The 25,807-nt window shown below is 64.0% G+C and carries 23 protein-coding genes and 1 pseudogene; 14 read left to right on the top strand and 10 right to left on the bottom strand.

Annotated elements, in window-relative coordinates:
* Window positions 1–125 precede the first annotated feature (125 nt).
* Window positions 126–1,454: an APC family permease gene (locus QM672_RS11580; RefSeq protein WP_415082696.1), complete on the top strand. Its 1,329-nt coding sequence runs from the start codon at window positions 126–128 to the stop codon at window positions 1,452–1,454.
* 11 nt (window positions 1,455–1,465) lie between these two features.
* Here QM672_RS11580 and QM672_RS11585 read toward each other — a convergent pair whose 3' ends face one another.
* Window positions 1,466–2,236, bottom strand: a complete 771-nt coding sequence (locus QM672_RS11585; protein ID WP_415082698.1) for a helix-turn-helix transcriptional regulator — start codon at window positions 2,234–2,236, stop codon at window positions 1,466–1,468.
* A 95-nt stretch (window positions 2,237–2,331) separates the two neighbouring features.
* Here QM672_RS11585 and QM672_RS11590 point away from each other — a divergent pair, with 95 nt between their 5' ends.
* On the top strand, window positions 2,332–3,747 hold the full coding sequence (locus tag QM672_RS11590; protein ID WP_415082700.1) for an amidase: 1,416 nt from the start codon (window positions 2,332–2,334) through the stop codon (window positions 3,745–3,747).
* Window positions 3,748–3,856: 109 nt separating this feature from the next.
* Here the strand turns inward: QM672_RS11590 and QM672_RS11595 are convergent, their stop codons facing one another.
* From QM672_RS11595 to QM672_RS11605, 3 genes are all read right to left on the bottom strand, one after another.
* Window positions 3,857–5,458, bottom strand: coding sequence for a phosphoenolpyruvate carboxykinase (locus tag QM672_RS11595; RefSeq protein WP_367624014.1), 1,602 nt, complete (start codon window positions 5,456–5,458; stop codon window positions 3,857–3,859).
* A 346-nt stretch (window positions 5,459–5,804) separates the two neighbouring features.
* Window positions 5,805–6,464: a dihydrofolate reductase family protein gene (locus tag QM672_RS11600; RefSeq protein WP_394310035.1), complete on the bottom strand. Its 660-nt coding sequence runs from the start codon at window positions 6,462–6,464 to the stop codon at window positions 5,805–5,807.
* Window positions 6,465–6,607: 143 nt separating this feature from the next.
* Window positions 6,608–7,312 carry a GAD-like domain-containing protein gene (locus tag QM672_RS11605; protein ID WP_415082703.1) on the bottom strand — a complete coding sequence of 235 codons (705 nt, stop codon included), beginning with the start codon at window positions 7,310–7,312 and terminating at the stop codon, window positions 6,608–6,610.
* A 464-nt stretch (window positions 7,313–7,776) separates the two neighbouring features.
* Here QM672_RS11605 and QM672_RS11610 point away from each other — a divergent pair, with 464 nt between their 5' ends.
* The 11 genes and pseudogenes from QM672_RS11610 (at window position 7,777) to QM672_RS11660 (ending at window position 17,255) form a co-directional block, all read left to right on the top strand.
* On the top strand, window positions 7,777–8,577 hold the full coding sequence (locus tag QM672_RS11610) for an ABC transporter ATP-binding protein (protein WP_415082705.1): 801 nt from the start codon (window positions 7,777–7,779) through the stop codon (window positions 8,575–8,577).
* Window positions 8,567–9,496 carry an ABC transporter permease gene (locus QM672_RS11615; RefSeq protein WP_415082707.1) on the top strand — a complete coding sequence of 310 codons (930 nt, stop codon included), beginning with the start codon at window positions 8,567–8,569 and terminating at the stop codon, window positions 9,494–9,496. Before QM672_RS11610 ends, QM672_RS11615 begins: the two co-directional genes overlap by 11 nt.
* Before the next feature lie 383 nt (window positions 9,497–9,879).
* Window positions 9,880–10,617 carry an ABC transporter permease gene (locus QM672_RS11620; protein ID WP_415082709.1) on the top strand — a complete coding sequence of 246 codons (738 nt, stop codon included), beginning with the start codon at window positions 9,880–9,882 and terminating at the stop codon, window positions 10,615–10,617.
* Between the two features lie 32 nt (window positions 10,618–10,649).
* Window positions 10,650–11,648 (top strand): ABC transporter substrate-binding protein, encoded by a 999-nt coding sequence (locus QM672_RS11625; RefSeq protein WP_322431144.1) that lies wholly within the window; start codon window positions 10,650–10,652, stop codon window positions 11,646–11,648.
* A gap of 177 nt (window positions 11,649–11,825) precedes the next feature.
* Window positions 11,826–12,115: pseudogene (locus tag QM672_RS11630) on the top strand (GIY-YIG nuclease family protein).
* 146 nt (window positions 12,116–12,261) lie between these two features.
* Window positions 12,262–13,716 carry a dihydropyrimidinase gene (hydA, locus tag QM672_RS11635; RefSeq protein WP_415082711.1) on the top strand — a complete coding sequence of 485 codons (1,455 nt, stop codon included), beginning with the start codon at window positions 12,262–12,264 and terminating at the stop codon, window positions 13,714–13,716.
* A gap of 88 nt (window positions 13,717–13,804) precedes the next feature.
* Complete coding sequence (locus QM672_RS11640) at window positions 13,805–14,398, top strand: DUF1349 domain-containing protein (protein ID WP_415082713.1); 594 nt, start codon at window positions 13,805–13,807, stop codon at window positions 14,396–14,398.
* 21 nt (window positions 14,399–14,419) lie between these two features.
* Complete coding sequence (locus QM672_RS11645; protein ID WP_311933304.1) at window positions 14,420–14,725, top strand: hypothetical protein; 306 nt, start codon at window positions 14,420–14,422, stop codon at window positions 14,723–14,725.
* Window positions 14,726–14,765: 40 nt separating this feature from the next.
* Entirely contained in the window at window positions 14,766–16,007 is a 1,242-nt protein-coding gene (locus QM672_RS11650) for a Zn-dependent hydrolase (RefSeq protein ID WP_415082716.1), read from the top strand.
* A gap of 15 nt (window positions 16,008–16,022) precedes the next feature.
* Window positions 16,023–16,622 (top strand): hypothetical protein, encoded by a 600-nt coding sequence (locus QM672_RS11655; RefSeq protein WP_415082718.1) that lies wholly within the window; start codon window positions 16,023–16,025, stop codon window positions 16,620–16,622.
* Window positions 16,623–16,811: 189 nt separating this feature from the next.
* Window positions 16,812–17,255, top strand: a complete 444-nt coding sequence (locus tag QM672_RS11660) for a YiiD C-terminal domain-containing protein (protein ID WP_311933301.1) — start codon at window positions 16,812–16,814, stop codon at window positions 17,253–17,255.
* 24 nt (window positions 17,256–17,279) lie between these two features.
* On the opposite strand, the gene QM672_RS11665 is transcribed toward QM672_RS11660, so the two are convergent.
* From QM672_RS11665 to QM672_RS11675, 3 genes are all read right to left on the bottom strand, one after another.
* Window positions 17,280–18,068 carry a hypothetical protein gene (locus QM672_RS11665; protein ID WP_311933300.1) on the bottom strand — a complete coding sequence of 263 codons (789 nt, stop codon included), beginning with the start codon at window positions 18,066–18,068 and terminating at the stop codon, window positions 17,280–17,282.
* A 24-nt stretch (window positions 18,069–18,092) separates the two neighbouring features.
* Window positions 18,093–19,283 carry a M23 family metallopeptidase gene (locus tag QM672_RS11670; protein WP_311933299.1) on the bottom strand — a complete coding sequence of 397 codons (1,191 nt, stop codon included), beginning with the start codon at window positions 19,281–19,283 and terminating at the stop codon, window positions 18,093–18,095.
* A gap of 154 nt (window positions 19,284–19,437) precedes the next feature.
* A complete protein-coding gene (locus tag QM672_RS11675) occupies window positions 19,438–20,424 on the bottom strand; it encodes an aldo/keto reductase (protein ID WP_311933298.1) in 987 nt (328 codons plus the stop codon).
* A gap of 144 nt (window positions 20,425–20,568) precedes the next feature.
* Here QM672_RS11675 and QM672_RS11680 point away from each other — a divergent pair, with 144 nt between their 5' ends.
* Window positions 20,569–21,486: a LysR family transcriptional regulator gene (locus tag QM672_RS11680; RefSeq protein WP_367624000.1), complete on the top strand. Its 918-nt coding sequence runs from the start codon at window positions 20,569–20,571 to the stop codon at window positions 21,484–21,486.
* A gap of 20 nt (window positions 21,487–21,506) precedes the next feature.
* Here the strand turns inward: QM672_RS11680 and QM672_RS11685 are convergent, their stop codons facing one another.
* The 3 genes from QM672_RS11685 to QM672_RS11695 form a co-directional block, all read right to left on the bottom strand.
* Window positions 21,507–22,475 (bottom strand): threo-3-hydroxy-L-aspartate ammonia-lyase, encoded by a 969-nt coding sequence (locus QM672_RS11685; protein ID WP_311933296.1) that lies wholly within the window; start codon window positions 22,473–22,475, stop codon window positions 21,507–21,509.
* On the bottom strand, window positions 22,472–24,553 hold the full coding sequence (locus QM672_RS11690; protein ID WP_415082722.1) for a prolyl oligopeptidase family serine peptidase: 2,082 nt from the start codon (window positions 24,551–24,553) through the stop codon (window positions 22,472–22,474). Before QM672_RS11690 ends, QM672_RS11685 begins: the two co-directional genes overlap by 4 nt.
* A gap of 70 nt (window positions 24,554–24,623) precedes the next feature.
* The gene (locus tag QM672_RS11695; protein ID WP_311933294.1) at window positions 24,624–25,784 is read right to left on the bottom strand and encodes a M20 aminoacylase family protein; all 1,161 of its coding nucleotides are present in this window, start codon (window positions 25,782–25,784) and stop codon (window positions 24,624–24,626) included.
* Window positions 25,785–25,807 lie beyond the last annotated feature (23 nt).

Consider the following 25,807-nt stretch of genomic DNA (forward strand, 5'->3'; position numbering starts at 1 on the left):
TCGTCATAACTCCTTGGGGTTATTGTTCGATCGCCGGCATCGGCACAAGCTTCCCGGACACAACGATAGGGCGGACGCCGGCAGACCGGCGAACTTGTCACCAGGGGAGAGCGGCGATGCAGGACGTGAAATTGGACAGAGCGTTGGGCCTGTGGTCGGTGGTACTATTCGGCTTGGCCTATATGACGCCGATGATCGTGTTCGGCACGTTCGGGCCGCTGGCGACAGCAAGCCAGGGCACCACGGCGATGTCCTATCTGCTCGCCTCCGGCGCCATCCTGCTCACCGCTCTGAGCTATGGCGTGATGTCCCGGGTCTATCCCGTGGCCGGCTCCGCCTACACCTATGCCCGCCGATCCCTCAACTCCGGTGTCGGCTTCCTGGTCGGCTGGGCCGTGCTACTCGACTATTTCTTCCTGCCGATGGTGATCTGGCTGATCGGCGCGGCCTATCTGTCGGCCGCCTTTCCGGCCGTGCCGAGCTGGGTCTGGATCGTGGCCTTCATCCTCACCACCACCGTGATCAACATCCTCGGCATCGCCTTCGCGAGCCGGGTGAATTTCGTGCTGATGCTGGTGCAGCTCGCCGTCGTCGCCGCCTTTGTTTTGCTGGCGGCACGCTATGTCGCTGCAGCGAGCGGGACCGGCGGCCTGGCGGCAGCGGCGCCGTTCTTCCAGGCGAACGTGCCCTTTTCCGCTTCGGTGGCGGGGGCTGCCATCGCCGCCTATTCCTTCCTCGGCTTCGATGCCGTCTCCACGCTGACGGAGGAGACCAGGGACGCCGGGCGCACCATTCCGCGCGCCATCCTGATCGTGGCCCTGGCCGGCGGCGCCATCTTCGTGGCGGCGGGCTATGTGATCCAGCTCGCGCATCCGGGCTTCGAGTTCGCCTCCGTCGATGCCGCCGGCAACGAGATCGCCCAGAAGATCGGCGGCGACTTCTTCGTCGTGATCTTCCTGGCGACGCTCGTCCTGGCGCAATTCAGCTCGGGCCTGGCTGCCCAGGCCAGCGTCGGCCGCCTTCTCTACGCTATGGGCCGCGACAACGTGCTGCCTAGCGGCCTGTTCGCCCGCCTGCATCCGAAATGGCAGACGCCCCTCGCCAACTTGGCTTTCGTCGGCCTGGTCGGACTGGCTGCGATCTGGATGGATGTCACGACCTCGACCTCCTTCATCAATTTCGGCGCCTTCCTGGCCTTCACGGCGGTCAATCTCTCCGTGATCGCTCTCTATCTGCGCGGGCATGAAGGCGTCAGGCCGCTGGGCGTGCTGATGGGCGTGATCCTTCCAGCCATCGCGGCGGCCTGCGACCTCTATCTGCTCCTCAATCTCGACGCCCACGCCAAATGGCTCGGCCTGATCTGGCTGGCGCTGGGGGCGGCCTATCTCGCCTATCTGACGCGCATGTTCAGCCAGGCCCCGCCCGAAATGGACTTCGTGGAGGACGCAGCCTGAGCAGGCACTGCTCAGGCTGCGGAAGATTGCCCGGCCAGGAACAGGCGGAACAACTGCCCCTGGCTCGATATCTTCAGCTTTGCGTAGATGTGACGGCGATGCACCTTGATCGTTTCGGGGGACAGAGAGAGGACGGCGCCGATCGAGAGGCTCGAATGCCCCTTCAGGATCAGCGCCACGATTTCCCGCTCGCGCGGCGTCAACTGGGGATGGGCGATGGCCGCGGAGGGGAGTGCCTCACCGGAGGGGGAGGGCGGGCGTACGGTCCGCCAGTGCCGTTCGGCCAGGCGGCAGATCAGTTCTGCGACGTCGCCGAATTGCTCGATCTGGCGGCGGCGGAACAGCGGGTTCGCGCCGAGGCGACTGATCGAGAGCACGCCGACATGTCCGCTGCCGAGATCAAGCACAAAGCCGATCTCGTCCCTGATGGTCGTCGCGGCATAGTGGACCCGGTAATATTCGGATTGCCTGAAATGATCGGGTGCCAGGTCCTGCATGACGATCAGGCAATCGGCATCGCTCCCCCGGACGGCGTCGTAGAAGGGATCGAGCACATAGGCGCCGGACAGGTATTGATCGACGATGATGCCGCGATCGATGAGGTCGGGCGGGTTGTGGAGATCATGCGCGCGCCCGTCCGGCGCATAGCGAAAGCCGTTCATCATCTCGAAAGGGGCGATCAGGCGCAGGACTGCCTGCAGCGCCGCCGGAAAGCCCGGCGAGCCGATGGCCTCGACCGCATGGGCAAGGAGGCGATTCCAGCCCTGGAATGGTGGCGGCATGGTGCTCCCTCGAACTTCCCTGCAAAGACGCATGGACTGGTTGCCAACCCTATGCGCCCGCCTCAGGCCTGCAACAAGCCGGAATGGAGAAGACGATGAATCTGGCCGGCACGACAACATCCCGAACCCATCCGCTCGATCTGCCGGCCTACGCGATCGCCGACGGCATTCGGCGGCAGCGCTTCCATGCCGTGGAGGTGGTGGCGGAAGCCCTGCACCGGGCCGAGGCGTGCCAACCTGAATTGAATGCCTTCACATTGCTGCGGCACGAGCATGCCCTTGCCAGTGCTCATCAGGCGGATGAGGCCGCCAGGGCTGGACAGTCCCTGGGAGCCCTGCATGGCGTGCCCTTCGCCGCCAAGGACATGACGCCGACGGCAGGCGATCTCACCACCTTGGGTTCCTGGACGAGCGGAGATCCTGTTCCTCCCGAGAGCGCCCTGTGCGTCCGCCGCCTGGAGGCTGCAGGGGGCATTCTGATCGGCAAGACCACCACGCCGGAATTCGCATTCTCCAGCTTCACGCAGAGCCCGCGTTGGGGCGTAACACGCAATCCCCGGGACCCCGAGCGCACAAGCGGCGGGTCCTCTGGGGGATCGGCCGTCGCCGTGGCCATGGGCGTCGTGCCGATGGCGGAGGGAACCGATATGGGCGGTTCTGTGCGCATCCCCGCCGCTTTCTGCGGTGTGGTCGGCTTCAAGCCGAGCCTCGGGCGCATCCCGATGACGATCCTGCCAAGCGTTTTCGACAATATCTCGCATTTCGGGCCTCTCGCGCGCAGCGTCGAAGATGCCATCGCTTTCATGGCCGCGACGGCCGGGTCGAGCGACGAGGACATCCAGTCCCTGCCGCTTCCCTTCGACGGCATGCGGGCACGCAAGGCGGGCCTCGCAGGCCGGCGTTTCGCCTTCTCGCTCGACCTTGGCTTCTATGCCGTCGAGCCGGCGGTGGAGATGGCCATTCGCGGCGCGGTTGAGGACCTTCGCGGGGCAGGGGCTGTCGTCGACGAGATCCCGATCGGCTGGAGCCGGGCTGTGGTCGACCAGTGGTTCGACATCTGGTGCGTCTTCATGTCGGCCTATTTCGGGGGCCGTCTTGCCGCAGGGCGCGGACGCATGGATCCGGCCGTGGTGGCGATGATCGAAAAGGGCCTGGCCATGGACGCCACGCAGTACAAGCGTACTGAATTGCTGCGCACGGGGATGTGGCGGGACATGGCCCGATTGTTCGAAAGCTATGATGCCCTGCTGTGCCCGACCTGCGCCATCGTGGCACCCCCGGTGGAACTGACCGATGACGACTTTGCCGAGAGTCTGCCGGACGGGCGCCTGAAGGGACTGGACATGACGTGCCCCTTTAATCTCCTGCCGCAATGCCCGGCTCTCTCCCTGCCGGTCGATCGCGCCGGCGTCATGCCGGTCGGCCTGCAGATCGTCGGGCGCCGGTACGCGGACGAGGACGTCCTCGCCATTGCGCTGGGCATGGAAAAGGTCCTGGCGGCGTCGCGATAGAACCATCGTGCAGAAAGACAAAGTGGCGGCTCGATGGAGCCGCCGCTTCTGAAATCATCGCTGTATCGTTTCCAGCCAAGAGCCGGGAGCCGTTTTTCGGCCCGGCAGGTCAGGCGCCGAGAGCAGCACTCATGGTCGTCTCGTCGGCCGCCACCTCGAACTGCTTGAAGTTCTCGGTGAACATGCCGACCAGGCGGCGGGCCTGGTTCTCATAGGCCGCCTTGTCCGCCCAGGACTTGAAGGGATCGAGCACGTGGCTCGGCACGCCGTCCACCGCGGTCGGAACCTGGAAGCCGAAATGACGGTCGGTGCGGAACTTGGCCCTGTCGAGGCTGCCATCGAGGGCGGCGTTGAGCAGGGTGCGGGTCCACTTGATCGGCATGCGGCGGCCGGTGCCATAGGCACCTCCGGTCCAGCCGGTGTTGACGAGCCAGCAGGAGACCTGGTGCTTGTCGATCAACTCCTTCAGCAGGCGGGCATATTCGACCGGATGGCGCGGCATGAAGGGAGCGCCGAAGCAGGTCGAGAAGGTCGGCTGCGGCTCGGTCACGCCGCGCTCGGTCCCGGCGAGCTTGGCGGTGAAGCCCGAGAGGAAGTGGTAGATCGCCTGCTCCGGCGTGAGGCGGGCGATCGGCGGCATCACGCCGAAGGCGTCCGCCGTCAGCATCACCACCGTACCGGGATGACCGGCAGCGCTGGACGCCGAGGCATTCTCGATGAAATGCAGCGGATAGGCGGCGCGGGTGTTCTCGGTCTTGCGACCATCGGTGAAGTCGAGCTTGCGCGTGATCGGGTTCATCGCGACGTTCTCGAGCACCGCCCCGAAGCGCTGCGAAGCGGCGAAGATCTGCGGCTCGGCCTGCTTGTCGAGATTGATGGTCTTGGCGTAGCAGCCGCCCTCGAAGTTGAAGATGCCGTTCGGGCCCCAGCCATGCTCGTCATCGCCGATGAGCGAGCGGTCGGGGGAGGCGGACAAGGTGGTCTTGCCGGTGCCCGAGAGCCCGAAGAACAGGGCCGAGACGCTGCTGGGGCCGACATTGGCCGAGCAATGCATCGGCATGACGCCGCGCGCGGGCAGGATGTAGTTGAGGTAGGAGAACACCGATTTCTTCATCTCGCCGGCATAGGCCGTGCCGCCGATCAGGACGACGCCGCGGGTGAAATCGCAGGCGATCACCGTCTCCGAGCGCAGGCCGTATTTGGCGGGGTCGGCCTTGAAACTCGGCATGTCGATGATGGTGAGGTCGGGATAGAACCCGGCGAGGTCATCGGCGGAGGGGCGGATCAGGAGATTGCGGATGAACAGGCTGTGCCAGGCAAGCTCGGTATAGACCTTGACCTTGATGCCGTTGTCCTCGTCGGCACCGGCATGCAGGTCCTGCACGAAGAGCTGCTTTTCCGTCGCATGCCAGAGCATGTCGGCCAGCAGCGTATCGAAGGCGGCGCGGGAGATCGCGTTGTTGTTGGCCCACCAGATCGAGTCTTCGGTCTCGCGCTCGCGGACGATGTACTTGTCCTTCGGGGAGCGGCCAGTATGGCTGCCGGTATCGACGACCAGGGCGCCACCGGGGCTGAGCAGGCCCTCGCCGCGGCGAATCGCGACTTCGACAAGCGAAGGTTCGTCGAGATTGGCGTGGAGCGCGCCGAGATTGTTGAACTGGATCGGCTCGATCTCGTCCTTGGCTCCGCCTTCCACAACATGAAGTTTCATATCACGCTTCCTCATATTTGCCGGTCTCCAGGCTTCATGGCCCGGCCCTGTTCTCACGGGCAGTACCGCAACAATCGTTCATCGCCGCATCGAGAGCGGCGGGAGGGCGGCTGCTTCCCATTCAAATGCGACCTTAGCACGGCAGACCCGTGGACGTGTCATGCGAATGTTGCGGCGAAATGCATCGGCCGCAGGATCGTGGCCGGCATCGGTATTGATATGACAAATGACGCCGAACAGCGCACGCGGAAAGGTCCGCGAGCGCCTCGAAGCCGTCTAATACTTTGAGAGATCATTGAAATTTGCGGCGTCGTCCACCCGAAGGCGCCGAAAAGCCTGTTCGGCTTCAGTCTTCGCGCTTCATGCGCTCGCGACGTTTGATTTCCGCCGGGCTTGGCTCGGCAAGTTCGAAGGTGCCTATTGGCACGGATCCGGCTGGTTCATAGGTGGCGATGATAACGCCGGTGCTCGAAACCTCGTGGCTGGTCAGTTTCAGGGCGCCGGACGGCGTGCCTGTGCCGAACAGGCGCTTGCCCTTGCCGAGTACCAGCGGGAAGGTCATGATGAAAAGCCGGTCGATGAGGCCCGCGGCCAGCAATTGGGGGTAGAGCGTCGTGCTGCCCTGGACGAGGATGTCCGGCCCTTCGCTCTGTTTCACCTCGGCGACGGCGGCGATGTCGGCGAGGCGATGGCTGTTCTGCCATTCGAAGGGCTCGCTGCCGCGCGTGACCACATATTTGGCCGCCTTGGTGAAGGCGGGGCCGATGGGATCCTCCGGACCGACAAAGGGCCAGTGGGCCGCGAAGATCTCATAGGTCTTGCGGCCGAGCAGCAGGTCGAAGGGATTGCTGAACAGGCCACCCATCGCCGTGCCCATCGTGCCGTCCCAGAAGGTCGCCGACCAGCCGCCGAGTTCGAAGCCACCGGTCGGGTCCTCCGGCGGGCCGCCGGGGGCCTGCATCACACCATCGAGAGACTGGAATATGCCGCCGATGATCTTGCGCATGGGAAGATGTCCTCTGGTTGCCATGGTTTGGATGGGAAGACGCGATGCGGGGCGGCATCGCGCTCTGCCCCAAGGACGGGCGGGAGGGACTTCTCCCGACAAGGAGCAGGATATTTTGTCCCGCCCCCCGTCGTCCTGCGCGATCACTTGCGCGAGGGGCCGGAGGAAAGAGCCAGTTGCAGCAGGATTTCCTGGTGAACGAGGCAGTCGCCACGCCCGACGGATGCCTTGGTTGCCTGGCCGCCGAGGGCAAGGGCCGGCACGAAATAGAAGCACTCGCCGGGGGCGAGCGGCTGTTGGTCGACCGTCGAATAGAGTTCGTAGAAGGCGCGCGGATTGTCCTGCAGGAAGCCCTTGAGATCCTTGGTGAAGAAGTCGTCCACAGACCAGGTTATGGCCGAACTGCCGCGATAGTGGATGCTGAGAAAGACCACGTCGCTGCCGTTCTTCCAATTGGCTTCGAGCCCGTTTTCGGCTGCCCTTTGCCGTAAGTCCCGAAAATAGATCAGGTCGCCGAAGGCGGTGCGCGCAATGGGGACCCGCGTGGGGTCGGGCTGTTGGAGCAGCAGCCAGCGGGCCAGCATCGTTTCGGCCTCGCGCGGATCGAAGAAAGTGATGAAGCCATTGCCGAAGGACCCGAAGCCGATCCTTTGCCAGAACTCGATCAATCTGGGATGGACGTGTTCCTTCAGTGTCGGCGACAGTTCACCGTGGAAGGGGCGTACGTCATTGCCGGGCGGGAAGTCGCTCAGAAAGGCCTGGAAGTCCTTCGATCCATCCTGGGCAAGGCTCGGCTGGGGCGCAGCAAGCAGGCCCAGCAAGCCGAGCAGAATCATGAGGATGCGCATAGGGAAGCCTTCCTGCCCGGCGTTGCGTGCGAGGGCTGCAATGTGGCGATACGGAAGATTCCTGGCAATTAGGAGTTTGGGGGCCAGCTTCGATTGGGGGAGGCTCATGGAGCGGTGCGGACAATCGCTTCCTTAAATCTCTTCCAAATGGGGTTGCCTATTTTTTGTCCATAAGGTCAATATTGCTGCCAGCCGCACGGGCAATCCGGGGTTGCCCTCCGGAGTGGTGAAGAGCAGGAGATGATCCCGCTTTTTTGCTCGCAAGTGGCAATCGGCTCGGTTTGAAATATTCCAACCGGGGCGGCGAGCCGGTAACGTGATAAAATAGAGACTCTCGTCGCAGTGGCACGATCATTGCTGTGAACGGGGGCGAGCAGGGCGGAACGGTTCACCGTATTCGCCGGGGACGAACCAGAGGTAGAGCCGGCATGCAGGTTGAGGGCGTGGATCGGAAGCTTGGTGCCGTGAGGGAACGAACGGCCGCCGGCGAACCCGTGATTGCGGTCGAGGATCTTTCCTTAACCTTCGACACCGGGGACGGGCCGGTCTATGCGCTCTCCAAGGTCGATCTCACCGTCAATGAAGGCGATTTCGTCTCCTTCATCGGGCCTTCGGGCTGCGGCAAGACCACCTTGCTGCGCGTCATCGCCGATCTCGAGCGCCAGACCTCCGGCTCGATCAAGGTGAACGGGTTGACGCCGGAACAGGCACGCCTCGGCCGGCATTACGGCTATGTCTTCCAGGCGCCGGCGCTCTATCCCTGGCGCACCATCGAGCGCAACGTCATGCTGCCGCTGGAGGTGATGGGTTTTCCCGCCGCCGAGCGCAAGGAGAGGGCCGCCCGCAATCTCGAACTGGTCAATCTCAAGGGCTTCGAGAAGAAGTTTCCCTGGCAATTGTCCGGCGGCATGCAGCAGCGTGCCTCGATCGCCAGGGCCCTGTGCTTCGATCCCAAGCTGATGCTGATGGACGAACCGTTCGGGGCACTCGACGAGATCGTCCGCGACAAGCTCAACGACCAGCTCCTGCATCTGTGGCGCACCACCAGGAAGACGGTGGTGTTCGTCACCCATTCCATCCCCGAGGCGGTGTATCTGTCCAGCAAGATCGTGGTGATGTCGCCCAGGCCCGGCCGTATCATCGACATCATCGACTGCAACTTCCCGCGCGACCGCACGCTCGACATCCGCGAGACGCCTGAATTCCTCGAAGTCGCCCATCGTGTGCGCGACGGCCTCAGGGCAGGGCACTCCTATGACGACTGAGGTGCTTGCTGCCCGTACCGCCCCCTCGCTGGGGAGCCGCCTGATGGCCGGCAAGGCTGGACCGGTGACGGTGGTCGTGCTGGCGATCTTCGCTTTGTGGTATCTCGCCTGCCTGCCGATGAACGGCTCCGCTTTACAGCGCGTCATGCCCGACGCCGCCAGCCGTCCGCTCACCGAGCAGTTCATCGCTGCCATCAACCTGCCGGACGGCAACCTCGCTGCGCCGCACCAGATCATCATGACGATGGTGCAGGGTCTGTTCTTCGAGCCGCCTCTGGGCCGGCGCAGCCTCGTCTACCATGGCCTGATCACGCTTTCCTCGGCGATGTCGGGCTTCGTGCTCGGTGCTGTGCTCGGCATCGTGCTGGCTGTGCTGATCGTGCATTACCGCTCGATGCGCCAGAGCCTGATGCCCTGGGTGATCGTCTCCCAGACCATCCCGATCCTGGCGCTGGTGCCGCTCTTGACTGCGATCACCGGCCGGCTCGGCGCGCCCATCCTGGTGCCGAAAGCCCTGATCGCCACCTATCTCTGCTTCTTTCCCGTGACGGTCGGCATGGTGAAGGGGCTGATGTCGCCGGACCTGATGCAGCTCGATTTGATGCGCACCTATGACGCCTCGAAATGGCAGACCTTCTGGAAGCTGCGCTGGCCGGCGGCGACGCCCTATCTGTTCGCCAGCCTGAAGATTGCCATTGCCGGCTGCATCGTCGGCGCCATCGTCGCCGAGATGCCGACCGGCGCCCAGGGCGGCCTCGGCTCGCGCCTGCTCGCCGGCTACCAGTACAACAATCTGCGCCTGGTGCTGTGGGCTTCCCTGTTCACCGCCGCGCTGCTCTCGGCGGCCCTGATCGGGCTGATCGGCCTGATCGAGCGGCGTACTCTGGCGAGAATGGGCGTCCGGGGAGAGCAGGCATGACGAAATTCCAGTCGCGCGGATGGTTCCTCGCCGGACTGCTCATCTGCCTGAGCGCTCCCTTTCCTATGGGTGAACACGACCTCATTTTGCCTATAGGTTTGACGCCACAAATCTATTTGTCGGGTGCAATATTTATCGTTGCTGCCATTCTCTGCCAAAAACAAAGCCGTGGTTTTTGGTCCATTATTCCGATACTCGCATTGGGTATCGGTATCCGAATGATGACGACAGCAGTGCATGTACCGGGAGTAGCGGGCGCTGCTGGTTGGGGTTTTTGGCTCAAAGCGATAGGTCTTTGGCTGGCAGCCTGGATAACGGTCGACGTGATTGTCAGTAACGGCGAAAGAACGCGACGTTCTCGCTGGGAAGATCTGGCGCCTGCCTTGCTGTTTGGCGCCACGTTACTCCTTCTTTGGGAATGGCTGGTCGTCGGTTTCGGCATCTCCCCCATCATCCTGCTGCCACCCTCCGCCATTGGCATGGCTGTCTGGCAATTCGCCAATACGCTCGCCACCGATTTCGTCTGGACCTTCCTGCACGAGGTCCTGCTCGGCTGGCTGATCGGCTCGGGCTCGGGGTTCCTGGTGGCGCTGGTGGCCGACCGCGTCCCCTTCCTGCGGCGTGGGCTGCTGCCGCTCGGCAATGTCGTCTCGGCCCTACCCATCGTCGGCATCGCGCCGATCATGATCTGGTGGTTCACCTATGACTGGCCCTCCAAGACGGCCGTCGTGGTGGCGATGACCTTCTTTCCAATGCTGGTCAACACGGTGGCGGGCCTGGCAGCCAGCGGTTCCCTGGAGCGCGACCTGATGCGCTCCTACGGCGCCAGCTATTGGTCGACGCTGGTGAGCCTGCGTCTTCCCGCTGCGATGCCCTTCATCTTCAACGGCTTGAAGATCAATTCGACCCTGGCGATGATCGGCGCGATCGTCGCCGAATATTTCGACGGCCCCACCATCGGCATGGGCTTTCGCATCAACACCCAGGCGGCGCTGTCGCAGACCGACATCGTCTGGGCCGAGATCGCCGTGGCCATGGTGGCCGGCTCCCTATTCTATGGCCTCATCGCTGTCATCGAGCGGGCCGTGACGTTTTGGCATCCCTCTTACCGGCGCGCGTGACGCAGGACGAGGTTAACAGAGGAGTGGACGGAATGAAGAAGGCACTACTGGCCGGCGTCGCTTTCGCGCTCGGGCTTGGCGCGATCAGCGCGGCGCAGGCGGCCGACAAGGTCACGCTGCAGCTCAAATGGGTGGTCCAGGGGCAGTTCGCCGGCTATCTCGTGGCCAAGGACAAGGGGTTCTACAAGGAGGCCGACCTCGACGTCACCGTGGCGCCAGGTGGTCCCGATATCGCGCCGGAAACGGTGATCGCCAACAAGCAGGCCGATGTGATCGTCGACTGGATGCCGGCAGCGCTGGCCGCCCGCGAGAAGGGCGTCGGTCTCGTCAATATTGCCCAGCCCTTCAAGCGCTCCGGCCTGCAGCTGACCTGCCGCAAGGAATCCGGTGTCAAGACGCCGGCCGATTTCAAGGGCAAGACGCTGGGCGTCTGGTTCTACGGCAACGAATATCCGTTCAACGCCTTCATGGGCAAGCTCGGCCTCAAGCTCGACGGCTCGGCCGATGGCGTCAAGGTGATCAAGCAGGGCTTCAACGTCGATCCGCTCCTGCAGAAGCAGGCCGACTGCATCTCCACCATGACCTATAACGAATATTGGCAGGTCATCGAGGCCGGTGTGAAGGCCGAGGATCTGACCGTCTTCAACTACACCGACCAGGGCGTGGCGGTGCTCGAGGATGGGCTCTATGTGATGGAGGATCGCCTCAAGGATCCGAAATTCGTCGAGACCATGGCCAAGTTCGTCAAGGCCTCGATGAAGGGCTGGGAGTATGCCAGGGCCCATCCGGACGAGGCCGTGAAGATCGTGCTCGACAACGATGCTTCCGGCGCCCAGACCGAGGTGCACCAGACCCACATGATCGCCGAGGTCAACAAGCTGACGGAAGGCTCCGACGGCACGCTCGATCCGGCTGCGGCGGAAGGTACCGTCAAGACGCTGCTCGGGGCCGGTGGCGACAGCCCGGCCATCACCAAGGCGCCCGTGGGCGGCTGGAGCTCGGCGGTCACCGACGCGATGAAGAAGCTGTGAAGAAAGCGTATTCGTAAGGCACCGCGCTTTGTCATCACCGGACTTGACCCCACCGGACTTGATCCGGTGGCGATCCAGCGGGTCCCAAGGGCATCGTGTCGGCGTGAAGAACTGGATGCCCGGGTCAAGCCCGGGCATGACAAGGGTGGAGTTTTGCTGGGCCAGGAAAATACCAGCATGCGGCATCGCTACTGGGTCTATCTGATGGCGAGCAAGCGTAACGGTACGCTCTATGTGGGCATGACGAACGATTTGCCGCGTAGGGTCCATGAGCACAAGGAGAAGTCATTTTCCGGGTTCACGGCGCAATATGATGTGAACCTCCTCGTTTGGTATGAGGAGCATCGCTATGTCGGCAATGCCATACAGCGCGAAAAAACATCAAGCATTGGCCGAGAGCCTGGAAGCTGAAACTGATCGAGGATCTGAATCCCGAGTGGGACGATCTCGATCTGCATTTGATCTAGAGGTTCGCGTTCGAGTCGAAAAACTCGACCTTTGTCATGCCCGGGCTTGACCCGGGCATCCAGTTCTCCGGGCGGAACCTGGATCACCGGGTCAAGCCCGGTGATGACAAAGCGCGGCGCGTGAATATTGTATAGGGAGGACTATTATGCCGATCCTGATCCGTGGCGGTGTCGTGGTGAACCACGATCATTCCAAACAAGCCGATGTGCTGATCGACGGCGAAACCATTTTGGCGATCGGCCCGAAGCTGTCGGCACCGGCGGGGACCGAAATCATCGATGCCGATGGCTGCTTCGTTTTGCCGGGCGGCATCGACCCGCACACGCATCTCGAAATGCCTTTTATGGGCACCGTCTCGGCCGACGATTTCGAATCCGGCACCAGCGCCGCCTTGTCCGGCGGTACCACCATGGTGGTGGATTTCTGCCTGCCCGCGCCCGGCCAGTCGCTGCTGGCGGCCTATCAGGAATGGCGCCACAAAGCCGAGAAGGCGGTCGCCGACCACTCCTTCCACATGGCGATCACCTGGTGGGACAAGCAGGTTTTCGACGAGATGGATACCGTGGTGAAGACCTACGGCATCAACACCTTCAAGCACTTCCTCGCCTATAAGGGCGCGCTGATGGTGAATGATGACGAGCTGTTCCATTCCTTCAGCCGCTGCGCCGGCCTCGGTGCCTTGCCGCTGGTGCATGCGGAGAATGGCGACATCGTCTTCCGCCTGCAGCAGCATTATATCGACCAGGGTGTCACCGGGCCGGAGGGGCACGCCTATTCGCGCCCGCCGGAGGTGGAAGGCGAGGCGACCAATCGCGCCATCATGATCGCCGACATGGCAGGCAGCCAGCTCTATGTCGTGCACACCTCCTGCCGTGACAGCCACGAGGCGATCGCGCGGGCCCGCGCGGCCGGCAAGCGCGTCTATGGCGAGCCTCTGATCCAGCATCTCGTGCTCGACGACAGCGAATACCAGAACAAGGACTGGGACTACGCCGCCCGCCGGGTGATGTCGCCGCCCTTCCGCAACAAGTCGCACCAGGATTCGCTGTGGGCGGGCCTCGCCTCGGGCTCGCTCCAGGTGGTGGCTACCGACCATTGTGCCTTCACCGCCGAGCAGAAGCGCATGGGCGTGGGGGATTTCCGCAAGATCCCCAATGGCACCGGTGGGCTCGAAGACCGCATGCCGGTGCTGTGGACGGCGGGCGTCAAGACTGGCCGCCTCACCAAGGAGGAATTCGTGGCGGTGACCTCCACCAACATCGCCCGCATCCTCAACATCTATCCCCGCAAGGGAGCGATTGCGGTCGGTTCGGATGCCGATCTCACCATCTGGGATCCGGCGGCTACCAAGACCATCCGGGCCAAGACCCAGCTCAGCCGTGTCGAATACAATGTGTTTGAGGGCTATGAATGCACGGGCCTGCCGATCATTACCCTGTCGCGTGGGCGCATTGCCTGGAAGGACAAGCAGGTCCAGCTCCAGAAGGGCGACGGTGCCTTCATCCAGCGCGATCCGTTCCCGGCCGCTGCAGTGGCGAACGCCACCTGGAAGGAACTCAGCAAGCCCAGGCCGGTCTCGCGTATCGAGGTCACGCCATAATTGGGGGGCGGGTCTTCAGACCCGCCATCTTCTCTTAGCGTCAAATATCAGGCGGGTCTGAAGACCCGCCCCCCATTCGGACCCTGCCATGCCAACACCTCCCACTTCCCTCCAGCACGGGAGCTGGCTCAACGAGCCGCCGTCCTGGTCGCTGGCCGGCGATCGCCTGGAGGTCGTGACCGGCGAGGCCACCGATTTCTGGCGCAAGACCCATTACGGCTTCACCCGTCATAGCGGCCATTTCTTCCATCTCGACAGCGGCGGCGATTTCACCGCGGAATTGCGCGTTCAGGCCCGCTTCGAGACACTCTATGACCAGGCCGGCCTGATGGTCCGGTTCGATGACGAGACCTGGCTGAAGGCCGGCATCGAATATAATGACGATGCACCCATGCTCGGCAGCGTGCTGACCGTGGGGCAGTCGGATTGGGCGACCGGCCCCTTTCCGGGCAATCCCGGCGATTTCCGCCTGCGCCTCACCGTCGCAGACGGGGTATTGAGGCTGCAATATTCGACGGACGGGCTAGTCTGGCCGCTGGTGCGGCTGGCACCGTTTCCGAAGGCGGCATCCTATCAGGTCGGCCCGATGTGCTGTACGCCGGAGCGATCGGGTCTCGCCGTCTGCTTCTCGGATTTCCGCCTGTCTCAGCCCAACGGCAAGGCGCTTCACGATCTCTCATGATCACCCCGAAAGGAGAGAACGGTGTCTTGGGCCACCCGATATATCGAGCGACTACAGGCTGGTGAGACGGTTCAATTTCGTCCGCGCGGCGCTTCGATGAAAGGCAAAATCGCCAGCGGTCAACTCTGCACCGTCGTTCCGATCGCCGATCATGCCCTGCTCGTCGAAGGGGATATTGTCCTGTGTCGTGTGCGTGGCGCGCAATACCTGCACCTCATAAAGGCCGTTAGAGACGGTCAATTCCAGATCGGCAACAACCGAGGGGGTATCAATGGTTGGATCTCCGCTGGTGGGATCTTCGGCCGTTTGGTCGCCGTCTCGGACTAAGCATTGAACAACTGCCCGTTTTCTTCAGAAAGGCCTCACCATGCTCACCAATCTCAACATCAATCCGCAGCGCCTGTGGGACAGCCTGATGGAAACCGCCAAGTTCGGCGGCACGGCCAAGGGCGGCATCAAGCGCCTGACCCTGTCGGACGAGGACAAGAAGGTTCGCGACTGGTTCAAGGCGCAATGCGAGGCGCTCGGCTGCACGGTGAGCGTCGACGAAGTCGGCAACATGTTCGCGGTGCGCCCGGGCAGGAACAATGATTTGCCGCCGATCGCCATGGGCTCCCATCTCGACACCCAGCCGACCGGCGGCAAGTTCGATGGCGTACTCGGCGTGCTCGGCGCGTTGGAAGCGATGCGCACCCTGCATGAGCAGGGCTATGAGACCAACGCGCCGGTCGAGATCATCAACTGGACCAATGAGGAAGGCTCCCGCTTTGCCCCGGCCATGCTGGCCTCTGGCGTGTTTGCCGGCGTGTTCACGCCCGATTACGCCTATGAGCGCCTCGACCGCGACGGCATCAGCTTCAAGGACGAATTGGAGCGCATCGGCTATCGCGGCGCCGAGAAGGCCGGCGCCCACAAGTTCCAGGCGATGTTCGAGCTTCATATCGAACAGGGCCCGATCCTCGAGGACGAGCAGACGATGATCGGCGTGGTCACCGGCGTGCAGGGTATGCGCTGGTATGAGGTTACGGTGACCGGCCAGGATGCCCATACCGGCGCTACGCCGATGTATCTGCGCAAGAATGCGCTGCTGGGTGCCGCCCGTATCATCGAGGCGATCGACGCCATCGGCCAGAAGCACCAGCCGGGCGTGGCCACCGTCGGCCTGATCGAGAACAAGCCCAACAGCCGCAACGTGGTGCCGGGCGAGGTCTTCTTTACCGTCGATCTGCGCCATCCCGACGAGGAGGTGCTGGAAGTGATGGAGCGGGAATTCCGGGCTGCCCTCGAGGCTGCACTGCCGCCGATGAAGCTTGCCTATGAGGAAAAGCGCATCTGGATTTCGCCCGCGGTGAAATTCGCGCCCGAGCTGATCGAATGCGTCGAGCACGGTGCCGACAAGGCAGGCTTTGCCATGCGCCGCATGGTGTCGGGCGCCGGCCATGACGCGGCCTATATCGCCCGTGTCGCGCCGACCACCATGATCTTCGTACCCTGCGAGGGCGGCCTAAGCCACAATGAGGCCGAATCGACCTCCTTCGACGAATGCGCGGCGGGCGCGCAGGTGCTGCTCAATGCCGTGATCGAGCACGACCGGCGGCTGGCGGGCTGAGGCCTTCCGCGAACGATGCTGTTCAAGCAGGCCACGCTCGATGGCATCGCCGCCGGCAAGGTGAGGCTGGCCTTCCGGCGCTGGACGCGGCCGACCGTGCGCGCCGGCGGAACGCTCACCACTGCCATCGGTGTCCTGGCGATCGAGGCGGTGGATGCGATCGAGTTCGCCGATCTCACTGACGAACAGGCAGTTCTGGCTGGGTTTGCTTCGATCGAGGCTCTCCGACGCGACCTGAGGCAGGAGGGGCAGCTCTACCGCATTGTCTTCCATCGGATGGGGGACGATCCGCGCATTGCCTTGCGCGACGCAGCCGCTCTCGATGAAGCTGATGTCGGCATGCTGCGCGTCGCCCTCGCCAGGCTCGACCGCAGCCATCGCGCCGGCCCGTGGACGACCGTCGTGCTCGGCCTGATCGCCGGGCAGGACGGCATCACCGCCGCCGAGATTGCCGCCCGGCTCGGCTGTGAGAAACTCGCGCTCAAGGCTGACATCCGCAAGCTCAAGGCCCTCGGCCTCACCGAAAGCCTGCAGGTCGGCTATCGCCTGTCGCCGCGGGGAAGGGCTTTGCTCGATTGGCCGGAAGCGGTTGAGAAAATTGTCGGCGAGCGATAGAGCGGGCGGGTGATCAAGTCTCCAAATTTGGACCTGTCGAGGTAATGGCTCTCCTGGGACCGCAGGCGTCCTCGCCTGCTCTTGGAAGCGCCGCGCTTTCAGGATGGGAAGAGCAGGCGAGGACGCCTGCGGTCCCAGGAAGAAGCAGCCACGACGCGAGTTGGAATAATTCTCTGAGAGGAGGCCGCCTTGCTGCCCGCCGAGCTTGAAGCCGATCTCCATGGCAATATTCCGCTCACACAGGCCATGCAGGTCCGGGTTCTCGAAATCGGGCCGGATTCCGTACGGCTCGGCGCCCCGCTTTCCGCCAATATCAACCATCACCGCACGGCTTTCGGCGGCAGCCTCGCCACTTTGGCCACGCTCGCCGCCTGGTCGCTTGCCCATCTCAAGCTGAGAAGCGAGGGGCTCGATTGCAGCCTCGTCGTCGGCTCCGTCCACATGGATTACCTGGCGCCGGTGGAAGGCGATTTTTCGGCCCGCTCCGTCCTGGCGGAGCCCGACAAATGGGAGCCGATGCTCGAGACCTTCGCGCGCAGGGGCAAGGCCCGCATCCCGGTCCTGGCCGAGATCGACTATGGCGGCCGTTGCGCGGCCCGCTTCAAGGGCGATTTCGCAGCTCTGGCCCGTTGAGGCAGGTCGGAGCGCAGCCGGCCGTCAATTGGTGTTGACCGCCAGGAACGCGGTCGGCTTTACCGAGATCTGCCCCATGAACGGGCGGTCATGCGCGAGGATGACGAAATAGGCTGCCGTCACCACCACCACGAAGATATGGGTGGCGAGGATCTGCATGCGGGGGACATGGTTGTTGCAGATGGCGATGGCCGTGACGGTCACCGTCGAAATGATCCAGATCGCGATCCATTGCGCCCAACTCATGCCGGTGTTCGAGGCCGAGAGCCGGAGCAGGCGCGCATGGCGCACGGCCAGTAATTGATTGACCAAAGGCTGATAGGCGGCAGGCTGGGCATTGGTTCCGTTCTGGCGCGAGACGAGCTCGATCGCATTGATGAGGATGTCGCCGGAGCGATCGAAAACCGGGCTTTCGATGCGCTCGCCATTGGCCATGGCGGGCCAATCGCCGGAGACGACCTGCGCCACATAGGCCTTGAGGCCGTCGCGCACACTGGTCTGGAGATCGGCCGGAAGGCCGGCGGAAAGCACCAGGACGTTCTCGATCGCATCGGCTTCCTGCTGGACGGCGCTGCGGGCGGCGAGGGAATCGGCCCACAGGCCCGCCGCCGAAAAGGCCACCATCAGGCCGAAGATGGTGGCGCAGACACCGACGATCGATTCGCGGATGGGCAACGCCTCGTCGGCGGCGTAGCCGCCTTTCGCAATGGCGAAGCGGACGAGGCCGATGACGATCCAGGTGATCACCAGGCAGATCACCAGCACCGTTGCGAACATGACGGGCAGTGACAACTGATGCAGCAGAATGAACATGCGGCGCCCCCGGGAGAACGAAGCCTAGTGAAAATCGACGACCTGGTCGTTCAGCGGGAGCTGATTGACATGGTCTCCGCGCCAGCGTGGCTCGATCCGGGCTACCGCGCCTTGCTCGAGTTCCTCCTCGTTCCCCGGCGCGAGCACGCCCTGCCCGGAGAAGCGCGTGAGCACGAAGGGCAGGCTGTTGGCATTGAGCGGCGAGGGGTCGTCCATCAACTGGAAGTGCAGATGGGGAGCGGTGGAATTGCCGGTATTGCCGACCAGGCCGATGACCTGGCCGGCTTTCACGCGCTCGCCCAGCTTGACCCTGAGGCTGCCGCGCTGCAGATGGGCATAGAAGGCAAAGGCACCATTGCCGATCTCGGTCACCAGCATGTTGCCGCCGATATTGGCGGGGACGATGCCGCGGGCCGGCCGGCTCGGGACCTGCTCGTCGGCCTGGTCGTAGAGATTGACCACCACGCCATCGGCCGCCGCATGGACTTCGGCACCGTAGAAGGAATAGCTGGCCAGATCCTGCGCGTTGCCGGTGAACAGGCGGCTGCCGGCGTCGAGCCTGATCCAGTCGATGGCGAAGCGCTCCGGCACGCGCAGGCGCCCGTTCACGGCCATGACGGCGCCGCGATGGGCGGTGACGGTGTCGCAGCAGCCGTCGGCGGCAACCCAGCCCGCGCCCCTCAGCGGTGGCTCGACCACCACGGCCGGCTTGCCGATCGCCGTCGTTCCACCGATGAAGCTGTACTGTGCGGAGATGGGGGCATCCGCCGGCAGCGGCACGGGCTTGCCATCCGCGCCTTCATTCTCGCGGAAGGCCTCGATACGGGCGGAGACATGCTGGGGCAGCTCGTCGTTCGCGGCAAAATCGACATCCATGAAGACGATGGCGGTGCCGCCGGGCGGCAGCTGGCGATCGCTGCCGCTGTAAAGATGCATCATCTTGGCCAGTCCTTCGCCCTGGAGGGAGGACAGGCTCTTGCCGGCCTCGTCGACGGCCTCGACCTTGTCGAGCCGTACGAACACATTGCCCGGATTGTTGATCACCAATTCATAGGCGAGATGCACGCGCCCATCGGCGCCAAGCACCGGGTTGGGCTCGCTGATCGGCTGCACCGTGACCGAACTCAGGATCTCATCGGGTTTGAGGGATTGGGCGATGGCGGCAGTGACAGCCAGAAGCCCTGCAACCGCCACCAGAAGCGACTGGAAACGCATAGGAAATGCCCCGCCGGCTGCCCCGCACCGGAAGGCAGAACCTGTGGGCATAGTCCCGCATTTGCCTCAGCCATTGTCAAGCGATGTCGGGTGACTTGAGGCGCGGTGAAAACCGGGGCCAGGAGCCGTCGAACGGCACCCGGCCGGCCATGGCCTACCACAGATGGTGGACGAAAGCGGCGATCTTGCCCTGGTAGAGATTCTTCAGTGTTTCGAGCGTCGCCTGCGGGAGAGCAGGCACATCGCTGGCAGCGGCATTTGCCGTGGCCTGGGCCGCATTCTTGGCGCCGGGGATGACGGTGGTGACGGCATCGTCAGCCAGGATCCAGGCCAGTGCGAACTGCGACATGGTCATGCCGTCGGGCACCAGCGGCCGGATCTCCTCCACGGCTGCCAGCGCGACGTCATAGGGTACGCCCGAGAAGGTCTCGCCCTTGTCGAAGGCCTCGCCATTGCGGTTATAGGCGCGGTGATCGTCGGCCGCGAACTGGCTGGCGGCGCTCATCTTGCCGGTCAGCATGCCGGAAGCGAGCGGCACGCGGGCGATTACCGCGATGTTGCGCCTCTTGGCTTCCCGGAAGAAGAGCTCGGCCGGGCGCTGGCGGAAGATGTTGTAGATGATCTGGACCGAGACGACGCCGGGATATTCGATCGCCTTCAGCGCCTCCTCCACCTTCTCGACGGAGACGCCGTAATTGCGGATCTTCCCGGCGGCCACTAGGTCATCCAGGACGCCGAACACTTCGGGCCGGTAATAGACCTCGGTCGGAGGACAGTGAAGCTGCACGAGGTCGAGGCAATCGGTGGCAAGGTTCGTCAGCGAGCGCTCGACGAAAGCGGTGAGGTTTTCCCGGTTGTAGCCGTCGGCAGTGTGGGGAGAGAGCTGGCGCCCGGCCTTGGTTGCCACGAAGGGGCGGGGACCCGAACGCTCCTTCAGCACTTCGGCAATGAAGCGCTCCGAGCGGCCATCGCCATAGACATCGGCGGTATCGATGAAGGTGGTGCCGGCGTCGAGCGCGGCATGCAGGGCGGCGCGCGCATCACCATCCGGCACATCGCCCCAAGAGCCACCGATGGCCCAGGCACCAAAACCAATCTCCGACACACTGCGCGCGGTCTTGCCGAACAGGCGTTCCTTCATCGTTCCATTCCTGCGTTTCATGCGCCGCCGCGGGAGCGACAGACGGTGTTTCAGCATCTCGTTGGCAGGATAGGACTTGAGTGGATCGAACGCTCCTTGTTTAGTGTGAATGACAATCATAGAAGCAATGAAGTTTTTTCATCGATGGCAGCTCTCGAGCGGACCGATCTCGGCGATTTCAACGTCTTCCTGACCATCGTCCGCCGGCGCAGCTTCACCACGGCCGCCATCGAGCTTGGCCTGACGCCGTCGGCGGCCAGCCACGCCATGCGGCGCCTCGAAGCCAGGCTCGGGGCCAAGTTGCTCAACCGCACCAGCCGGGCTGTTTCGCCGACCGATCTCGGCCTGAAATTCGCGCAGCGCCTCGAAGAAGGCTTCGATGTGATCGGCTCGGCCCTGGAGGTGCTGGAGGCACCCGGAAACGTACGTTTCGGCGAATTGCGCCTGAACGTGTTCCGGGATGCCGCCCATCTGTTGATCTCGCCGGCCTTGCCGGAATTCGCCCGCCAATGCCCGGATGTCCGCCTGACCGTCGCGGTGGACGACCGACCCATCGACATCGTTGCCGAAGGCTATGATGCCGGCATGCGCTATGGCCATCACGTGCCGGAAGACATGATTGCCGTGCCGCTCACAGGGCCCCAGCGCTGGGTGGTTGCCGGCTCCCCGGCCTATTTCAGGGAATATGGCCGACCGCAGACACCGGACGATCTCGCCGGCCATGTCTGCCTGCAACTGCTCCTGGGCGACAACACCGCCTATCGCTGGGATCTCGGCAGCGGCGAGACGGCGCGCCGGCTGCGCGTCCCCGGCCTCATCACCCTCAACGACACGGCGACCACGATCATTGCCGCCAAGGCCGGGCTTGGTCTCGCCTATGTCCTGGAAGCGCGGATCGCCGAAGAGGTGGCGGAAGGCAGCCTGGAGATCGTCCTCGACGACCAGGCTTCGGATGGCGATCCTTTCCACATGTATTACTCGAGCCGGCGCCACAATCACCCGGCCTTGCGCACCCTGATCAACATCATCCGGCTTCAGAACGGCATGACCAGGCTGGCGTGAGCCAAGAACCAAGAGCCGGCCTATTCCGCCAGCAATTCGCAAAAACGCTCCAAATCCACATTGCCGCCGCTGATCAGCACGCCGACACGCTTGCCGGCGAGTTCGGCCTTCATGGCGCGGGCGGCAGCAAAGCCGAGACAGCCCGTCGGCTCGATCACGAGCTTCATGCGGCTGGCGGCGAAACGCATGCAGTCGACGAGTTCAGCATCCGAGACGGTGAGGATGTCGTCGACATCGCGCTTGATGATCGGGAAGGTATGGGCGCCCAGATATTGGGTCTGCGCGCCGTCGGCGATGGTGCGGGGCGTATCGATCCTGACGATCCGGCCGGCGCGGAAGGATTGCTGGCCGTCATTGCCGGCCTCCGGCTCGACTCCGTAGAGCCGGCAGTTGGGCGAGAGTGCCCGCGTTGCCAGGGCCGATCCGGCGAGCAGCCCGCCGCCGCCGAGACAGACGAAGAAGGCATCGAGTTCGCCGACTTCCTCGAAGAGTTCCTTGGCTGCGGTGCCCTGGCCGCAGAGTACGTCCGGGTGGTCGTAGGGCGGGATCAGCGTGAGACCCTGCTCATGCGACAGGTTTCGCCCGATCACCTCTCGGTCTTCGGTATAGCGATCATAGAAGATGATCTTGCCGCCATACCCCTTGGTGGCCTCGGCTTTTGCCTTCGGTGCGTCATGCGGCATGATGATCGTGGCGGGAATGCCGAGGATGCGGGCTGCAAGGGCGATCGCCTGGGCATGGTTGCCGGAGGAAAAGGTCACCACGCCCCTGCGCTTCTGCTCGTCGTCGAAGCGCGACAGGGCATTGAAGGCACCGCGGAACTTGAAGGCGCCCATGCGCTGCAAGTTCTCGCATTTGAAGAAGACCTGTGCGCCGAGCTCCTCGTCCAAACTGCGCGAGGTCATCACCGGCGTGCGATGGGCTTGTCCGCGGATGCGCTCGGCGGCGGCGACGACGTCGGCATAATCAGGCAGGACCGGGTCGCTCATATTTCACTCTCCCAGCCGATGGCTTGGCGCAGAAAGGCATAGCCGAGGGCGATGAAGGAGGCGCGTTCCCGGCTATCCTTGCCATAGCCGTGGCCGCCGGCCTCCGGTTCGTAGAAATGGACGCGATGGCCGAGCGCTTCCAGCTTGGCCGCCATTTTGCGGGCATGGGCGGGGTGAACCCTGTCGTCGCGACGTGTGGTGGCCAGCAGGATGGGCGGATAGGAGCCGGTATCGGCGACGTGATAGGCGGAGATCTTCTGCAGGAAGGCCCAGTCCTCCGGCTTGTCCGGATCGCCATATTCATCGATCCAGCTCGCACCGGCCAGAAGCTTGGTGTAGCGACGCATGTCGATCAGCGGGATGGTGCAGAACAGCGCGCCGAATTTCTCGGGGTGGCGGGTGAGCATGTTCGCGATGAGGAGGCCGCCATTGGAGCCGCCTTCCGCCGCGATCCGCCCGGGCCGCGTGATGCCGCGCCTGACCAGGTCGGCGGCTACCGCCGCGAAATCCTCATGGGCGAGATGCTTGCCCTCGCGCCGGCCCGCCTCGTGCCAGCGGGCGCCGAACTCGCCACCGCCGCGAATATTGGCAGTGACCGAGGTGCCGCCCCGTTCGAGCCAGAGCTTGCCGATCGAGGCGCTGTAGCTGGGCAGGACGGAAACACCGAAGCCGCCATAGGCCGTGAGATGAACCGGTGCCTCGCCGGTCTCGCCGGCAGGCCCGACCAGCGTATAGGGGATCTTCTCGCCGTCGACCGAGACTGCCTCGTGCTTGATGACCTTGAGCCCCTTGCTGTCGAAGGCGTCGGGGCTGCGCTTGAGGAGGAGGGGGCTCTGCACCGCCTCCGGCCTGCTTACATCGAGCAGCAGCATTTGCGGCGGAGTAATCGGGTCCTGCAGCGACACCATCACCTCGCCATTGGTGTCGGCCTCCTCCGCGTCGAGCGACCAGACATGCACGACGCCCGTGGAGGGCAGCACGTCGATGGCATGCCTGCGCCAGGTCTCGGGCGAGGGACTAACGAGCTCGAAGCGGGGTTGGAGATTGTCGAGGATCGACAGCACGAGCTGTCCCTGGTTCCAGAAGAAGCCGTCCAGGGTGCGGCGCTCGGCCGGTTCGAACAGCATCTGAAAATCGCGGCTGCCCGCTCGGAAGGCGGAGAGGGAGATACCGAGAAGGGTGTCGCCGGCAAAACGGGTACCGGTGGGAGCCCAGGCCGTGCGCAGCTTCACCCCCAGCCAGTCGCCGAACACGTCCCATTGCGAATCGGCCGGCAGGTCGATGGCCTCGCCCGGGCCGTTCCTGTCGCCGAGCCAGCCGCGCGTCTCGAAGAAGACGGGCTTTTCGAGGAACCAGATGCGTTCGCTGCCGTCGGTGCGGTCGATGCCGGCCCAGACGGACATCGAGGTGGGATCGACCTCGAAGACGATCGCTGTCTTCAGGGGATCTTCGCCGCGCCGCCACAGGCGCACCGTGCGCGCGTAGCCCGACGTTGTCGCCATGCCCTCGCCAAGTGCGCTGGAAAGCAGCAACGTGTCGGCGTCGAGCCAGGCGATACCGCCCTTGGCTTCCGGCAGCGTGAAGCCGTCAGGGACGAAGCTCCGCGTCGCAAGGTCGAATTCGCGGTGCACGGCCGCATCGGCACCGCCGCGCGACAGGCTGAGGATGGCGCGCAGCCGCTCATGGGGTTCGAGCGATGCTCCGGCCCAGACCCAGTCTTCGCCCTCAGCCGCGGCAAGGGCGTCGAGATCGAGCAGGACATCCCAGGCCGGTTCCGCCTGCCGGTAGGAAGCGAGGGTGGTCCGCCGCCACAGGCCGCGCGGATTGGTGGCATCCGTCCAGAAATTATAGACGAACTCGCCGCGCCGGCCGATTCCCGGAATTCGGTCGGGACGATCGAGGATTGCGGCCAGGGCATCGCGATCGCGCTCGAAACCGGCGGTGCCGAAGCGGCCCAGGGTTGCCTGCGAGCGTTCGTTGACCCAGGCAAGAGCATCTTTGCCTTCGATATCCTCCAGCCAGAGATGAGGGTCGTCGTCGGGCGCGACCAGGGACGGCCGGGAGACGCGATCGGACATGCGGAACGTTCCTTGAAACAGGGAGCCTGGGCGTGTCGTCAGTGATGGTTTCGGCTAGACGGCAACGCTCTCAGCCGGCGAGCCGTGTTTGCGCCAGTTGCGTCCAATAGCTGATCCCGGCGGGGATGATGGCATCGTTGAAATCATAGGCGGCGTTGTGCAGGCCGGCGCTGTCGCCATTGCCGATGAAGATGAAGGCACCGGGCCGTGCCTCCAGCATGTAGGAAAAGTCCTCGGCCCCCATCATCGGCGGAGCGGCCGTGTCGACAGCGGCAGAGCCTGCCACCATGCGGGCAATCTCGCCGCAATAATCGGTCTGGGCGTCGTGGTTGCGCGTCACCGGATATTGATGCCGATAGGTGACCCTGGCCTTGGCGCCGAAGGCCTGTGCTGTCAGTTCGGCGACCTCGGTCAGGCGTTTCTCCAGCAAGGCGCGCATGCCGGCGGTGAGGGCGCGACAGGTGCCGTGCAGATGGGCGGTGGAGGGGATGACGTTGTAGGGCCCGCCTGTCTGGATCGTCGTCACCGAGATCACCGCGCTGTCGAGCGGATCGGCATTGCGCGAGACGATGCTCTGCAGGGCCGTGACGATCTGGGCGGCGACCAGCACCGGATCGATGCTCTCATGCGGGCGGGCGGCATGGGCGCCCCGGCCGGTGATGTCGATGTCGAACGTGTCGCTGGAAGCCATGATCGGGCCGTGGCACATGGCAAAATGCCCGGGCGCCAAGCCCGGCAGATTGTGCATGCCGTAGACTTCCTCGATGGCGAAGCGCTCCATCAGGCCGTCCTCCACCATGGCCTTGCCGCCGCCGCCGCCTTCTTCGGCTGGTTGGAAGATCACCACGGCGTTGCCGCTGAAATCGCGCGTGCTGGCAAGGTTCTTGGCTGCGCCCAGCAGCATGGCGGTGTGGCCGTCATGGCCGCAGGCATGCATCTTGCCCGGCACGGTGGAGGCATATTGCACGCCGCTCTCCTCCAGGATCGGCAGCGCATCCATGTCGGCCCTCATGCCGACGCTGCGCGAACCGGGGCGCCCCCTGATCACGCCGACCACGCCGGTGCGGCCGATACCCTCGACGACCTCGTCACAGCCGAAATCGCGCAGGAGCCCGGCCACCAACCCGGCCGTGCGCTCGACGTCATAGAGCAACTCCGGGTGGCGATGAATGTCACGGCGCCATTCGGTCGCCTCGGTTGCCAGAGCCTTGATGCTTTCCGAAATCGTCATATGCCTTCAGTTCCAATATTGAT

It is taken from the genome of Labrys sp. (in: a-proteobacteria), assembly GCF_047605565.1.
GTDB lineage: Bacteria > Pseudomonadota > Alphaproteobacteria > Rhizobiales > Labraceae > Labrys > Labrys neptuniae.

Bases quoted from the DNA above. Each gene is read 5' to 3' on its own strand.
- QM672_RS11585 (WP_415082698.1), bottom strand. From the start codon at position 2,236: ATGCCGCCACCATTCCAGGGCTGGAATCGCCTCCTTGCCCATGCGGTC.
- QM672_RS11590 (WP_415082700.1), top strand. From the start codon at position 2,332: ATGAATCTGGCCGGCACGACAACATCCCGAACCCATCCGCTCGATCTG.
- QM672_RS11595 (WP_367624014.1), bottom strand. From the start codon at position 5,458: ATGAAACTTCATGTTGTGGAAGGCGGAGCCAAGGACGAGATCGAGCCG.
- QM672_RS11600 (WP_394310035.1), bottom strand. From the start codon at position 6,464: ATGCGCAAGATCATCGGCGGCATATTCCAGTCTCTCGATGGTGTGATG.
- QM672_RS11605 (WP_415082703.1), bottom strand. From the start codon at position 7,312: ATGCGCATCCTCATGATTCTGCTCGGCTTGCTGGGCCTGCTTGCTGCG.
- QM672_RS11615 (WP_415082707.1), top strand. From the start codon at position 8,567: ATGACGACTGAGGTGCTTGCTGCCCGTACCGCCCCCTCGCTGGGGAGC.
- QM672_RS11625 (WP_322431144.1), top strand. From the start codon at position 10,650: ATGAAGAAGGCACTACTGGCCGGCGTCGCTTTCGCGCTCGGGCTTGGC.
- hydA (WP_415082711.1), top strand. From the start codon at position 12,262: ATGCCGATCCTGATCCGTGGCGGTGTCGTGGTGAACCACGATCATTCC.
- QM672_RS11640 (WP_415082713.1), top strand. From the start codon at position 13,805: ATGCCAACACCTCCCACTTCCCTCCAGCACGGGAGCTGGCTCAACGAG.
- QM672_RS11650 (WP_415082716.1), top strand. From the start codon at position 14,766: ATGCTCACCAATCTCAACATCAATCCGCAGCGCCTGTGGGACAGCCTG.
- QM672_RS11655 (WP_415082718.1), top strand. From the start codon at position 16,023: ATGCTGTTCAAGCAGGCCACGCTCGATGGCATCGCCGCCGGCAAGGTG.
- QM672_RS11665 (WP_311933300.1), bottom strand. From the start codon at position 18,068: ATGTTCATTCTGCTGCATCAGTTGTCACTGCCCGTCATGTTCGCAACG.
- QM672_RS11670 (WP_311933299.1), bottom strand. From the start codon at position 19,283: ATGCGTTTCCAGTCGCTTCTGGTGGCGGTTGCAGGGCTTCTGGCTGTC.
- QM672_RS11675 (WP_311933298.1), bottom strand. From the start codon at position 20,424: ATGAAGGAACGCCTGTTCGGCAAGACCGCGCGCAGTGTGTCGGAGATT.
- QM672_RS11680 (WP_367624000.1), top strand. From the start codon at position 20,569: ATGGCAGCTCTCGAGCGGACCGATCTCGGCGATTTCAACGTCTTCCTG.
- QM672_RS11685 (WP_311933296.1), bottom strand. From the start codon at position 22,475: ATGAGCGACCCGGTCCTGCCTGATTATGCCGACGTCGTCGCCGCCGCC.
- QM672_RS11690 (WP_415082722.1), bottom strand. From the start codon at position 24,553: ATGTCCGATCGCGTCTCCCGGCCGTCCCTGGTCGCGCCCGACGACGAC.
- QM672_RS11695 (WP_311933294.1), bottom strand. From the start codon at position 25,784: ATGACGATTTCGGAAAGCATCAAGGCTCTGGCAACCGAGGCGACCGAA.